Source organism: Thiothrix sp. UBA5583, from assembly GCA_002425225.1.
In the GTDB taxonomy this organism is placed as follows: domain Bacteria; phylum Pseudomonadota; class Gammaproteobacteria; order Thiotrichales; family Thiotrichaceae; genus Thiothrix; species Thiothrix moscowensis.
Genome location: DILV01000004.1, coordinates 35737 through 49766, shown reverse-complemented (window position 1 = coordinate 49766; position 14030 = coordinate 35737). Strand labels below are relative to the sequence as shown.

The following is a 14030-nucleotide window of genomic DNA, read 5'->3' as shown; positions in this document are numbered from 1 at the left end:
TCCGGGATTGCTGGGCCAGATCAATACGCCATTAGACTTAACACCTCGACCAATGGCGCTTCTTGCTTCCCCTCGCCCGCTACGCGGGAGAGGGGCTAGGGGTGATGGCTTTTTACCCAGCCACTACCGGAATCGGCACAACTTTCGCCGCAGCCTTCTGGTAGTTTTCCATCTTGTCAAAGTTCAGGTAACGGTAAATGTCAGCCGACATGCTGTTGAGCTTGTTGGCATATTCCATGTACTCTGCAACGGTTGGCAATTTACCCAGAACCGCTGCCACAGACGCGAGTTCAGCAGAAGCCAAGAACACGTCAGTATTAGTCCCCAGACGGTTCGGGAAGTTACGGGTAGAGGTAGAAACTGCCGTAGAGCCTTCCTGAATCCGTGCTTGGTTGCCCATGCACAGTGAACAGCCCGGCATTTCCATCCGCGCACCGGCACGACCGTAGATGTTGTAGTAACCTTCATCACTCAACTGCGCCGCATCCATCTTGGTTGGTGGGGCAATCCACATACGGGTTGGGATTTGCTTGTTGGCAGCATCCAGTAACTTGCCCGCCGCACGGAAGTGACCGATGTTGGTCATGCAAGAACCGATGAAGACTTCATCAATTTTGCGGCCAGCTACTTCAGACAACAGGTGTGCATCATCCGGGTCATTCGGTGCACACAGGATAGGTTCTTTGATCTCATCCATATTGATTTCGATCACGGCTGCGTATTCTGCATCCGCATCCGCACGCATCAGGCTTGGGTTCGCCAGCCATTCTTCCATCTTGCCGATACGACGTTCGATGGTGCGCGGGTCGCCATAGCCTTCGGACAACATCCATTTCAGCATCACGATGTTGGAACGCAGGTATTCAGCAACCGATGCTTCAGACAGCGCAACAGTACAACCAGCAGCAGAACGTTCCGCAGAAGCGTCAGACAGTTCAAAGGCTTGCTCAACCGTCAGGTGATCCAAACCTTCGATTTCCAACACTGTGCCGTTGAACACGTTCTTCTTGCCTTTCTTTTCAACCGTCAGCAGACCCATTTGGATCGCTTTGTGAGGAATGGCATGAACGAGGTCACGCAGCGTGATGCCTGGTTGCATTTTGCCAGTGAAACGTACCAAAACAGATTCCGGCATATCCAACGGCATAACACCCGTCGCAGCAGCAAACGCTACCAGACCAGAACCCGCCGGGAAGGAAATCCCGATCGGGAAACGGGTATGCGAGTCACCACCTGTACCCACAGTATCCGGCAACAACATACGGTTCAACCAAGAGTGGATAACACCATCACCAGGGCGCAAAGAAACACCACCACGGGTCATGATGAAATCTGGCAGCGTGTGGTGAGTTACCACGTCAACCGGCTTAGGATAAGCAGCCGTATGGCAGAAAGACTGCATGGTCAGATCGGCAGAGAAGCCCAAGCAAGCCAAGTCTTTCAGCTCGTCACGGGTCATCGGGCCAGTAGTATCCTGTGAACCCACCGTAGTCATTTTCGGTTCGCAGTACATACCAGGGCGTACACCCGGCAGACCGCAAGCCTTGCCAACCATTTTTTGCGCCAGTGTATAGCCTTTGCCCGTATCAGCAGGCTGTTCAGGCGAGCGGAACAGGTTAACGGGTGGCAAACCCAGTGATTCACGCGCTTTCGCCGTCAAACCACGCCCAATAATCAGGTTGATGCGACCACCCGCACGGGCTTCGTCCAACAGCACCTGGGTTTTCAGACCGAAAGTGGAGATAACTTCATCCGTACCATGACGCTTGGCAACGCCTTCATACGGATACACATCAACCACGTCACCCATGTTCATTTGGGCAACATCCATCTCGATTGGCAATGCACCAGCGTCTTCCATCGTGTTGAAGAAGATTGGGGCAATCTTACTACCGAAACAGTAACCACCCGCACGCTTGTTAGGAATCCCCGGCATATCATCGCCAAAGAACCACAGCACAGAGTTGGTGGCAGACTTACGTGAAGAGCCTGTACCTACCACGTCACCGACGTAAGCAACCGGAAAGCCTTTCGCTTTAACCGCTTCAATTTGCTTCAGCGGACCAACCGAACCCGGTACTTCTGGCTCGATACCGTCACGCGGCATTTTCAGCATCGCGTTGGCATGAAGTGGGATGTCAGGGCGTGACCATGCATCCGGTGCAGGCGACAAGTCGTCAGTGTTGGTTTCGCCGGGAACCTTGAATACAGTAACAGTGATTTTCTCAGCCACTTCAGGCTTGGAAGTAAACCACTCACCAGCAGCCCATGATTCCATGACTTTCTGTGCGGCAGCATTACCTGCTTTCGCTTTGGCTTCCACGTCGTGGAATGCATCAAACATCAGCAGCGTGTGTGACAGAGCGGTGGCAGCAGCATCAGCCGTTGCAGGCACGTCCAGCGCAGCGATCAGCGGTTGCACGTTGTAACCACCCAGCATCATGCCCAGCACCTCGACGGCGCGAACCTGGCTCACCAGACCACAGTTCACTTCGCCCTTGGCAACTGCTGCGAGGAAACCGGCTTTCACATAAGCGGCTTCGTCGACACCGGCAGGTACGCGGTTTTCCAGCAGATCAACCAGAAACGCCTCTTCACCCGCAGGCGGGTTTTTCAGCAATTCAACCAGTGCTGCGGTTTGCGCGGCATCCAGTGGCTTAGGGGGAACGCCTTGGGCAGCGCGTTCTTCAACGTGTTTGCGGTACGCTTCCAACATTACAATCAATCTCCTCAAAACAACATGAAATCTATAAGAAACCCGGTTTCTTTATCTCTTATCCACTGGTACGTAATCGCGGCGTTCCGCACCCATGTACAACTGGCGTGGACGACCGATGCGCGACTCCTCGTCACCCATCATTTCATTCCACTGCGAAATCCAGCCGATGGTACGTGCCAGTGCGAACATGACCGTAAACATACTGACCGGAATTCCCATGCTCAGGAAAATCACCCCGGAATAGAAATCCACATTCGGGTACAGATTACGCGCTTTGAAATAGTCATCGTTCAACGCAACCTGTTCCAGTTCACGCGCAATATCGAACAGCTTCTGATTGGGATTGCCCGGTGGCAAACGATCCAGAATCTGGTTCGCCAACTCACGGATAATCTTGGCACGTGGGTCATAGTTTTTATACACCCGATGCCCAAAACCCATCAAACGGAAACGGTCGTTCTTGTCTTTTGCCCGTGCAATCCAATGCGACAACGGCTGACCAGACTTCTCGATTTCACGCAACATGTTGATCACTGCTTCGTTGGCGCCACCGTGCGCAGGCCCCCATAATGAAGCAATCCCTGCTGAAACTGCCGCAAACGGGTTAGCTTCCGAAGAGCCAGCCAGACGTACCGTAGACGTAGACGCATTTTGCTCATGATCCGCGTGCAAGATCATGATCACATCGAGCGCTTTCGCCATCAGCGGATCAACCACATAAGGCTCAGTCGGCACAGCAAACATCAAATGCAGGAAATCTTCAGCATACTTCAAACGGTTTTGCGGGTAGTTAAACGGCAAACCCATCGAATAACGGTAGCTCCATGCCGCAATCGTCGGCATTTTCGCAATCAAACGGTGCGCAGAACGCTTGCGTTGCTCGCGGTCATGAATATTCAGATCATCGTGGTAGAACGCAGACAGCGCCCCGACCACCCCCACCATCGTTGCCATCGGATGTGCATCACGGCGGAAACCACGGTAGAAACCTTGCACCTGATCATGCAGCAGCGTATGACGTGTGATGATGTATTCAAAATCCGCCAGTTCCATCGCGTTTGGCAAATTTCCATTCAACAGCAGATAACACACTTCCAGAAAAGTACTGTGTTCTGCTAATTGCTCTATCGGGTAGCCGCGATAGAGCAATGTGCCCTCATCCCCATCCAGATACGTAATCTGGCTGGAGCAACTGGCTGTTGACATGAAACCGGGGTCATAGGTGAAATAACCCAGCTCCTTGTGCAACTTGCGGATGTCGATGCACTGTGGCCCTACTGAAGGATGCAAGACATCCAGCTCAATTTGTTTGCCAGTAGCATTATCCGTCAGCGTAACGGTCTGTTTGGTCATGAGGGCACTCCAAAGCAAAAATCAATAAGAAGAAGTTTTATCCCTTGAGGGCAGCGAAAGCAGCAGCGACACCTTTACCCAGCTCGGCTGGAGATTGCACAGTATACACGCCCGCGTTTTGCAGTGCAGCATACTTTTCCTGCGCTGTGCCTTTACCACCCGCAATAATCGCACCAGCGTGCCCCATGCGCTTACCTTTGGGAGCAGTAACGCCTGCGATGTAGGAAACCACTGGCTTGGTCACGTTGGCTTTAATGAATTCCGCTGCTTCTTCTTCCGCTGAGCCGCCAATTTCACCACACATCAGGATCACTTCAGTTTGTGGGTCAGCTTGGAACAAGGTCAAAGCATCAATGAAGTTGGTACCTGGAATCGGGTCGCCACCGATACCGATACAGGTGCTTTGCCCCCATTCGCCGGTTTGCTTGACCGCTTCGTAAGTCAAGGTGCCGGAACGGGACACAATACCAACATTGCCAGGACGATGAATGTGACCCGGCATGATACCGATCTTGCACTCACCCGGTGTGATAATGCCGGGGCAGTTTGGCCCGATCAGGCGCACACCGAGGCTATCGACCACGATCTTGGCTTCCAGCATATCCAGTGCGGGGATGCCTTCAGTAATACATACGATCAGCTTGATGCCTGCGTAGGCGGCTTCAATGATGGAATCTTTGCAGAATGGCGCGGGAACGTAGATAACGCTGGCATCCGCTCCCGTTTGCTCGACCGCTTCGCGCACGGTATTGAACACCGGCAAACCCAAATGCTCAGAACCGCCCTTGCCTGGTGTGATACCACCGACCATGTTTGTGCCGTAAGCAATCGCTTGTTCGGAATGGAAAGTGCCTTGCTTGCCAGTGAAACCTTGGCAAATGACTTTGGTGTCTTTGTTGACTAATACGCTCATGCGGCTTCTCCTACGGCAGCGACAACCTTGCGGGCAGCATCGCCCAGATCATTGGCAGTAACAACTGCCAAACCACTTTTATCCAGCAATTCCAGACCTTTTTCAGCGTTGTTGCCTTCCAGACGCACCACGACTGGCACACTCACATTGACTTCCTGCACGGCCTTGATGATGCCTTCCGCGATCAGGTCGCAGCGCACGATGCCACCGAAAATGTTGACCAGAATGCCTTTGACGTTGCTGTCAGAGAGGATGATTTTGAACGCAGCCGCAACCCGTTCTGCGGTAGCTGTACCACCTACGTCGAGGAAGTTGGCAGGTTGACCACCGGAGAGCTTGATGATGTCCATCGTTGCCATCGCCAAACCCGCACCGTTAACCATGCAACCGATGTTGCCTTCGAGTGCAACGTAGTTCAGATCCCATTCGGAAGCTTCGATTTCACGCGCATCTTCCTGAGACTTGTCACGCATTTCCAGCAAGGCAGGCTGACGGTACAGCGCGTTGCTATCAATGTTAACTTTGCCATCCAGACACAGCAGGTTGCCTTCAGCAGTCACCACCAGCGGGTTGATTTCCACCAGCGACAGATCACGCTCCTTGAACAACTTACCCAGACCGCTCAGCAGGTTGGTGAACTGCTTGATCTGGTCGCCTTTCAAACCCAAACCGAACGCCAGTTCACGCCCTTGGTAAGGCATGACACCAACCAGTGGGTCGATCGCGGTTTTAAGGATTTTTTCCGGGGTTTCGTGGGCAACCTTTTCGATTTCCATGCCACCTTCGGTGGACGCCATAATGACCACGCGACGGCTGGAACGGTCAAGTACTGCACCGAGGTACAATTCACGGGCGATGTTGCAGGTTTCTTCGATCAGGATGGTATTGATCGGCTGACCATTTTTGTCAGTCTGGTAAGTAACCAGATTTTTGCCCAACAAATTACCCGCCACCTCAGCCGCTTCGGCGGGCGTACTAACCAGTTTCACACCACCGGCTTTACCGCGACCACCGGCGTGAACTTGGGCTTTCACCACAACTTTCACAGTACTCAAGGAGGCTGCCGCTGCTTCTGCTTCAGCCGCTGTTGTTGCTACCGTACCATTAGGGACAGGCATCCCGTATTGGCGGAATACGGCTTTGGCTTGGTATTCGTGTAGATTCATCCTTCGTTCCTTTTGGTTTCACCGCAAAAACGCGGTGTATATTCGCACAAACGCCACGTATCTGCGCATCGCAGACCGTGGCGTTGAGCGTTTATGAAATGATTTTTTTACTTACGCTTTTTGCCAACGGCATGTAGGGCACGTCCGTCAACTGCCAACATTGCTTCATGAATCGCTTCGGAAACAGTCGGATGTGCAAAGGTCATCCGTGCCAAATCTTCTGACGAACATTCTGCTTCAATGGCAATCACTGCCTGACCAACCAGCTCAGAGGCCAATGGCCCGACGAAATGTACACCCAAAATACGGTCAGTTTTGGCATCTGCTAGCACTTTCACCAAGCCATCAGCCTGATCCATCGCCTTGGCACGACCGTTGGCGGCAAACGGGAAGCTACCTGCATTATAGGCAATACCTGCGGCTTTCAATTCAGCCTCGGTCTTGCCAACCCACGCAATTTCAGGGTGGGTGTAAATGACCCACGGAATGGCATCGTAATTGATGTGCGGTTTCTGACCAACAATCTGCTCAGCAACCAACACGCCTTCCTCCGATGCCTTGTGTGCCAGCATTGGCCCTACCACGCAGTCACCGATGGCGTAAACACCCGGCACAGCGGTTTGTAGATGACCATCCACAACCACACGACCGCGCTCATCCAGTTGCACACCGCAATCGTCCGCAAACGCGCCAGCAGTGTTAGACTTGCGCCCGACAGCCACAATCAGGCGGTCAACGGTCAGCGTCTGCTCGCCTTGTGGGTCGTTATAGGTAACAACCACACCTGTATCAGTCGCTTCCACTTTGGCAACTTTGGAACTGAGGCGGATGTCCAACCCCTGCTTTTTGAACTGAGCTTGGGCTGACTTGGCGACATCACGGTCAGCAGATGCGAGGAAATCATCCATCGCTTCCAACACCACCACTTCAGAACCGAGGCGACGCCATACGCTACCCAGTTCCAAACCAATCACGCCTGCACCGATTACACCCAGTTTGGCAGGAACGGTTTCCCAATCCAGCGCACCAGCGGAATCCACAATGCGGGTATCCAGCCATTTGGCAATCGGCAGTTCAATCGGAGTGGAACCGACCGCGACGATGATGTTGTCCGCGCTATAGGTGGTAATTGCGCTATCGTGTCCGGTCACTTGCACCTGTTTGCCAGCCAGCAGCTTGCCACGGCCTTGCAGCCAGGTAATACCGTTTGCCTTGAACAGTTGTTCAATGCCGCCAGTCAATTGCTGGACGATTTTATCTTTGCGGCCAATCATCTTCGCCACGTCGATTTGCAAACCGTCAACCGTAATGCCGTGATCGGCATTGTGATGGGCAATTTCTTCGTAACGTTCAGAGCTTTCCAGCAATGCTTTGGAAGGGATGCAGCCTACGTTGAGGCAAGTCCCGCCAAGGGCTGGTTTTTGCTGCTTGTTGATCCACTCTTCCACACAGGCGGTTTTCAAACCGAGCTGGGCGCAGCGGATGGCAGCGACATAGCCACCGGGGCCTGCCCCAATGACGATGACATCAAATTTATCAGACATGCTGTATTACCTCACACTTCCAAAATCAGGCGAACCGGGTTTTCGACCAGTTCCTTGATGGTTTTGAGGAAAGTAACAGCACCTTGACCGTCAACAATGCGGTGGTCGTAAGACAGAGCCACGTACATCATCGGGCGGATAACGATCTGGTCATTAACAACGACAGGGCGCTTCTGGATCGAGTGCATCCCCAGGATCGCGCTTTGAGGAGGGTTTAGAATTGGGGTTGATAGCAACGACCCAAAAACGCCCCCGTTGGTTATGGTGAACGTTCCGCCGGACAGGTCATTCATATCCAGCTTGCCTTCACGGGCTTTGGCAGCATAACCGGCAATGCCGGATTCAATGCCAGCCAGACCCATGTTTTCAACATTACGCAGGATAGGAACCACCAGACCGCGATCTGAGGAAACGGCGATACCGATGTCACAGTAGCCGTGGTAAACAATATCATTGCCATCGATGGAGGCATTGATTTCAGGGAACCGTTGCAGCGCGACAGCGGCTGCCTTGACGAACAGGGACATCAAACCCAGTTTCGCCTTGTGTTTTTTCTCGAATACGTCTTTGTATTCGTTGCGCATGTCCATCAACGGCTTCATGTCGACTTCGTTGAAAGTGGTCAGCATCGCAGTTGAGGATTTGGCGTACATCAGGCGCTCGGCAATGCGGGCACGCAGGCGGGTCATCGGCACACGCTGTTCCATGCGGGAGCCGGAAGCGGCAACCACAACTGTTGGAGCAGGCGCGGGAGCGGCAGATGCCTCAGGCGCGGGAGCGGCGGCTGGTTTGGCAGCAACAGCAGCTTGCACATCTTCCTTGAGGATACGGCCTTGCTTACCAGAACCTTCCACATCAGAAGCAGAAAGGTTGTTTTCAGCCATCAGCTTGCGGGCGGCGGGAGCAGTTTGAGGATCAGCGGCAGGCACAGCAGGTGCTTCAGCCTGGGCAGTTGCAACTTGAGGAGCAGGTGCAGCAGCGACAGCGCCTACTTCCATGCGACCCAGCAACTGGCTGCTGGTAACAGTTGCACCGGCATCTTGCACGATTTCGATCAATACGCCATCTGCGGGGGCTGGTACTTCGAGCACCACTTTGTCGGTTTCAATTTCAACCAGTACTTCGTCTTGTTTGACGGCATCACCGGGCTTTTTGCTCCATGCAACCACGGTCGCATCGGCGACGGACTCCGGCAGTACCGGTGTCAGAATCTCACTGCTCATTTATACACATCCTCTTTTGTACTTATTGCAAAGCGCCCATCTAGCATACAATGGATATGCGTACAGACGCATCAGTTACTATCCAACCTTTGATTGTCGACATTGTACGCGCGTTTGCAGAAGTTTTAAAGGATTAATCCCTTAAATTGTCGACATTTTAAGGATTTCAGCCTACCGCGCCCAACTTCATCTGCTGACACTCAGCACCCTTCATCTGATTCAACCGGCTCAATGCACGCTGAAATTCAAACTTGAGCTTTTGCCCTTTGTAAAGATCCTCCAGGGCGATGGCAGTCGGAAAAATGAACTGCACACCACGATCATATAGCTCGTCAATCAGATTGAGAAAACGTCGGGCAGCCTCTTCATGCTCTTCATTCATCACATGTAAACCAGAAAGCATGATGTATTCAAAGCGCTCAGCCAATTCGATGTAATCGCGTGTAGAACGAGCCGTTTCACACAAGGTATTAAAATCAAACCAGATAATGTTATCTGCCACCCGATGGGCAGGCAGAATCCGTCCTTGCACCTCGATGTCCTTGCCGACATGGATATGCCCTTTTGCCAATTTGGCAAAATGCTTTTCTAGCTCATGCTCCACCAAAATGGCAGCTTCATCTTCCAGAAAGCTGTCATGGCTGACGTGTTTTAACATGCGGTAGTCGATGTGGTTATCCAACTCGACCACATGAGTGTGCCGTTTCAACCAGGCGATTGCGGGCAAGAAACGTTCACGTTGCAAGCCATTCAGGTACAAATCGTCGGGCGTGCGATTGGAAGTCGTCACCAAGGTAATGCCATGTCTACCCATCGCATCCAGCAAACCGTGCAGCAGCATGGCATCGACAATATCCATGACGTGAAATTCGTCGATGCACAACAGGTGTACTTCCTTAGAGCAGTTTGCTACCAGCATATCCAGAGGATTACGATGCATCGCGAGTTTTTTCAGCTCTTCATGAATGAAGAACATGAAATGGTGGTAGTGCATCCGCCGCTTTTCAGTCAGCGGAATGCGCGAATAGAACATATCCATCAACCACGTCTTGCCGCGCCCGACGCCGCCCCACAAGTAAGCGCCGCGCACAGGTTCAACGACAGGGGCAACGTTATTCCGCCTGGAAAATACAGCGAGCAAGCTGCGTGAAGCCACGGTTTTGGTTCGTGGCGTAAGCAACTCGTCCCAAACTTTCTGCAACACCCTGATACCTTCAAGTTGGGCGGGATCTTGCTGGATCACACCCTCGCTGATGGCATCCTGATAATGCTTCATAAGCGGCATAATATCTCCCCTCAAGTTTATGGCGTGATAATTCCCAATGCAGAGTTGACCAATGATTGCTGCTGCTTGGCGTGAACCTTGGGGCTACCCACCGCTGGTGAAGCAGACGCCGGACGGCTTGCCACATCCAGACGAGCCAGACCACCCAGCACTTGACGCAGGGACGGCTGGATACTCAGCCATGCGCCCTGATTGAGCGGCTCTTCCTGACACCAGACATTGACATCAACATTGGGGTAACGGTCAAGCATGGCATTCATGTCCGCTTCCGGGAACGGATAGAGTTGCTCTACACGCACAATGGCAACATGCTCAAGCTTTTCTGCACGACGCTTTTCCAGCAAATCGTAGTAAACCTTGCCACTGCACATGACCAAGCGAGTAACTTTTTGCGGGTCAATTGCGTCGATTTCATCAATCACGTTCTGGAAGCCACGCTCAGTGAGGTCTTCCATGCTGTTGACAGCCAACGGGTGACGCAGCAGGCTCTTCGGTGTCATTACGATCAGTGGTGTGCGGTAGTCACGCAACATCTGGCGACGCAGCATGTGGAAGGCTTGCGCCGGGGTACTTGGCACACAGACCTGCATGTTGTCCTGGGCGCACAGTTGCAGGTAACGCTCCAGACGCGCGGAAGAGTGCTCAGGCCCCTGCCCTTCAAAGCCGTGCGGCAACAACATCACCAAACCACACAAACGCCCCCACTTCTGTTCACCGGAACTGATGAACTGGTCGATAACTACTTGCGCACAGTTGGCAAAGTCACCGAATTGCGCTTCCCAAATAGTCAGGGTGTTGGCTTCGGTAGTGGCGTAACCGTATTCAAAGCCCAATACCGCTTCTTCGGACAGCAACGAGTCGATAACCACGAACGGCAGTTGCGCCTCAGACAAGTGTTGCAGCGGGATGAATGTTTCGCCGGTTTCCTGCTCGTGGAATACTGCGTGGCGATGGAAGAAGGTACCACGACCGCAGTCTTCACCCGACAGGCGAATAGGATAGCCCTCATCAATCAGGGTGGCATAAGCCAAATTTTCACAGAAACCCCAATCCATCGGTTGCTCACCGGCAGCCATTTTCTTGCGGTCTGCGACAATACGCGCAACACGGGAGTTGAGCTTGAAACCTTCCGGGTGGACGGTCAGCTTCTCACCTAGTGTTTTGACGGACTCGGCGTCGATGGTGGTATCCACCGGCATGTCCCAGGTTCCGCCGACAAAGCGTTTCCAGTTGACCGGATGCGGATTCTGCGCTTCGCTCTTGTCCAGCAGGTGCGGTACGGTAGGTGCACCTTCGGTCAATTGCTGGCGGCAACGTTGCACACGTTCCTTCGCTTCTTCTGCACTGATGACACCTTCAGCCGCAAGCTGGCGGGCATAGAGTTCACGGGTGGTCGGCAGGGAACGGATTTTGCGGTACATGACCGGCTGGGTAGCGGAAGGCTCATCCGCTTCGTTGTGACCGTGGCGGCGGTAGCACACCAGATCAATCACCACATCCTTTTTAAAGGTGTTGCGGTAATCCATGGCAATTTTCGTCACCAGCACCACAGCTTCAGGGTCATCGCCATTGACGTGGAACACGGGCGAGTCAACCATTTTGGCGACATCGGTACAGTAATAGGTGGAACGTGCATCTGCTGCTGCACTGGTGGTGAAACCAACCTGGTTATTGATGACGATATGGATCGTGCCGTAAGTGCGGTAGCCACGGGTGTCTGCCATTTGCAGCATTTCCATGTTGACGCCCTGACCGGCAAATGCAGCATCACCGTGTAACACCACTGGAATGATCTTGTTGCCGGAACCTTCATCCCAGCGATCCTGACGGGCGCGTACCGCACCTTCCACCACTGGACCGACGATTTCCAGATGCGACGGGTTGAATGCCATCGCCACGTGCAACTGACCACCCGGTGTCATCATGTCAGAGGCAAAACCCATGTGGTATTTCACATCACCAGTACGGTCGCCCACATTGGCATACTTACCTTCAAACTCGCCGAACAGCAGGGATGGAGCTTTGCCCAGCACGTTGACCAGCACGTTCAAGCGACCACGGTGTGCCATGCCGATTACCATTTCCTGTGCTCCCAGACTACCGGCGTGCTGGATCAGGCTGTTCAGCATCGGAATCATGCTTTCACCACCTTCCAGCGAGAAGCGTTTCTGACCGACGTAATTGGTATGCAGGTAACGTTCCAGACCTTCGGCAGCCGTGAGACGGTCGAGGATTTCGAGCTTCTCTTCCTTGCTGAACTCAGCTTTGGAGCGGATACTTTCCAGACGCTGCTGAACCCAGCGTTTCTGCTCGGTGCTGGTGGTGTGCATGTATTGCACGCCGACATGTCCACAGTAAGTTGCTTCCAGTTGCGCTACGATGTCACGCAAGGTCATCTGATCAGGACCAACCAGTGATCCCGTGTTAAAAGTGGTTTTGAGATCTCCCTCACCAAGCCCGTGATGAGCTAGGGTCAGCTCTTTGACGAAAGAGGGTGCGGCCTCATCTAGTGGGTTAGTTTTGGCATGGAAGTGCCCAAGGAAACGGTAAGCATTGATAAGCTGCAATACTTTAACTTGTTTGCGCTCATGCTCCAGATCGGCTCCACCAGCAGATGGAGTAGCGAACGCCTGGGGTTTGGCAGCATAGGCTCGGAAATAGTCTTGCACCAAAGAATGGCGGGTATCCCGTTCCTGCCCGTTGACTTGTGGCAATGCATCAAAATAGTGCTGCCAGCTCGCTGGAATTGACGCAGGCTCTTCCAGGTAACGCTCGTACATTTCCTCCAAATATAAAATGCTGTTGCCGTCGAGTTGTGTATCAGCATTCCAGGCCGTAGCCTGCCCTTCACCTTTATTCATCTTTTCAACCTACTTTGATGGTAAATATCAAACACTCCTGACTTGACGCATCGCAGCAAAATAGTGCATTGTCGACATCTTGATGTCAAATGCTGCAATGCAAGGCTGTTTTTCAAGTCATACACTGTCACTTTCTCGTTATGATGTCGACATTATAACTTGAAAGTGTCAACAATGTCAGGATGTTTCGCTTGAAAAAACGCTGTTTCAGGGTATTATTGTCAACATAACAGACAATATGTCGACAAAATATGAGGAGCACCATGGCATTTGCAACGGCATGTAAGTTACAGGAGCCGGTTACGATTGCAGACAAGCTTTTCCTTGATCTGCGCCGTGCCATCCTGGAAGGGGAACTCCCGGCTGGCAAAAAAATTAGTGAACCCGAACTAGCCACAGCCTATGGCGTAAGCCGGGGTTCATTGCGGGAGGCGATTGGCAAACTGGAAAATTGCAATCTGGTGACGCGCAAGCCCAATATTGGTGCACGCATCATCGGATTCTCGACTTCGCAGTTGATGGAAATTTACCAGATACGCGAAGCGATGGAAGGCATGGCTGCACGGTTGGCAGCAGAGAACATGGCAGAGGATGAAGTGGCGCGGCTGCGACGTATCTTGGAACGGCATAAAGCGGAAATTGATCAACACCATAACTATTCCCAGCAAGATGTTGATCTCGATTTTCACTTTTCCATCATCCAGGGAAGCAAGAATTCGCGCCTGATCCGCATGTTGTGCCAGGACTTGTACGACCTAGTGCGGTTTTACCGCTTCCGTCTCAAGGCCAGCTTCAACCGCAGTGAACAGGCATTTCAGGAACACAACCTGATTGTGGCGGCTATTGAGCGACGTGACGGGGAAATGGCAGAAACCCTGATGCGTCATCATATCAGGGCATCACGGGATTATGCCTGCAAGATGCTGGATAAAGTGTCACCATCCGAAGTTTGAGAGCAGTGTTACG

Annotated in this window: 9 protein-coding genes; 1 reads left to right on the top strand and 8 read right to left on the bottom strand. The window is 52.7% G+C overall.

Features of this window, described 5'->3' with window-relative positions; translation table 11 throughout:
- Nucleotides 1-112: 112 nt before the first annotated feature.
- From acnB to B2U47_RS01020, 8 genes are all read right to left on the bottom strand, one after another.
- Entirely contained in the window at nt 113-2716 is a 2604-nt protein-coding gene (gene acnB, locus B2U47_RS01055) for a bifunctional aconitate hydratase 2/2-methylisocitrate dehydratase (protein ID WP_296678804.1), read from the bottom strand.
- A 51-nt stretch (nt 2717-2767) separates the two neighbouring features.
- A complete protein-coding gene (locus B2U47_RS01050) occupies nt 2768-4072 on the bottom strand; it encodes a citrate synthase (RefSeq protein WP_296678802.1) in 1305 nt (434 codons plus the stop codon).
- 37 nt (nt 4073-4109) lie between these two features.
- Entirely contained in the window at nt 4110-4985 is an 876-nt protein-coding gene (gene sucD / locus B2U47_RS01045) for a succinate--CoA ligase subunit alpha (RefSeq protein ID WP_296678801.1), read from the bottom strand.
- On the bottom strand, nt 4982-6151 hold the full coding sequence (gene sucC / locus B2U47_RS01040) for an ADP-forming succinate--CoA ligase subunit beta (protein ID WP_296678799.1): 1170 nt from the start codon (nt 6149-6151) through the stop codon (nt 4982-4984). Before sucC ends, sucD begins: the two co-directional genes overlap by 4 nt.
- Before the next feature lie 107 nt (nt 6152-6258).
- Nucleotides 6259-7695, bottom strand: coding sequence for a dihydrolipoyl dehydrogenase (gene lpdA, locus B2U47_RS01035; RefSeq protein ID WP_296678797.1), 1437 nt, complete (start codon nt 7693-7695; stop codon nt 6259-6261).
- An 11-nt stretch (nt 7696-7706) separates the two neighbouring features.
- Nucleotides 7707-8918, bottom strand: a complete 1212-nt coding sequence (gene odhB, locus B2U47_RS01030) for a 2-oxoglutarate dehydrogenase complex dihydrolipoyllysine-residue succinyltransferase (protein ID WP_296678783.1) — start codon at nt 8916-8918, stop codon at nt 7707-7709.
- A 166-nt stretch (nt 8919-9084) separates the two neighbouring features.
- On the bottom strand, nt 9085-10203 hold the full coding sequence (gene zapE, locus B2U47_RS01025; RefSeq protein WP_296678781.1) for a cell division protein ZapE: 1119 nt from the start codon (nt 10201-10203) through the stop codon (nt 9085-9087).
- 17 nt (nt 10204-10220) lie between these two features.
- Nucleotides 10221-13064: a 2-oxoglutarate dehydrogenase E1 component gene (locus B2U47_RS01020; protein WP_296678779.1), complete on the bottom strand. Its 2844-nt coding sequence runs from the start codon at nt 13062-13064 to the stop codon at nt 10221-10223.
- A gap of 263 nt (nt 13065-13327) precedes the next feature.
- Here B2U47_RS01020 and B2U47_RS01015 point away from each other — a divergent pair, with 263 nt between their 5' ends.
- The gene (locus B2U47_RS01015) at nt 13328-14017 is read left to right on the top strand and encodes a GntR family transcriptional regulator (protein WP_296678777.1); all 690 of its coding nucleotides are present in this window, start codon (nt 13328-13330) and stop codon (nt 14015-14017) included.
- Nucleotides 14018-14030 lie beyond the last annotated feature (13 nt).

Excerpts from the sequence above, each read along its gene's own strand:
- acnB (WP_296678804.1), bottom strand. The coding sequence starts at position 2,716 with ATGTTGGAAGCGTACCGCAAACACGTTGAAGAACGCGCTGCCCAAGGC.
- B2U47_RS01050 (WP_296678802.1), bottom strand. The coding sequence starts at position 4,072 with ATGACCAAACAGACCGTTACGCTGACGGATAATGCTACTGGCAAACAA.
- sucD (WP_296678801.1), bottom strand. The coding sequence starts at position 4,985 with ATGAGCGTATTAGTCAACAAAGACACCAAAGTCATTTGCCAAGGTTTC.
- sucC (WP_296678799.1), bottom strand. The coding sequence starts at position 6,151 with ATGAATCTACACGAATACCAAGCCAAAGCCGTATTCCGCCAATACGGG.
- lpdA (WP_296678797.1), bottom strand. The coding sequence starts at position 7,695 with ATGTCTGATAAATTTGATGTCATCGTCATTGGGGCAGGCCCCGGTGGC.
- odhB (WP_296678783.1), bottom strand. The coding sequence starts at position 8,918 with ATGAGCAGTGAGATTCTGACACCGGTACTGCCGGAGTCCGTCGCCGAT.
- zapE (WP_296678781.1), bottom strand. The coding sequence starts at position 10,203 with ATGCCGCTTATGAAGCATTATCAGGATGCCATCAGCGAGGGTGTGATC.
- B2U47_RS01020 (WP_296678779.1), bottom strand. The coding sequence starts at position 13,064 with ATGAATAAAGGTGAAGGGCAGGCTACGGCCTGGAATGCTGATACACAA.
- B2U47_RS01015 (WP_296678777.1), top strand. The coding sequence starts at position 13,328 with ATGGCATTTGCAACGGCATGTAAGTTACAGGAGCCGGTTACGATTGCA.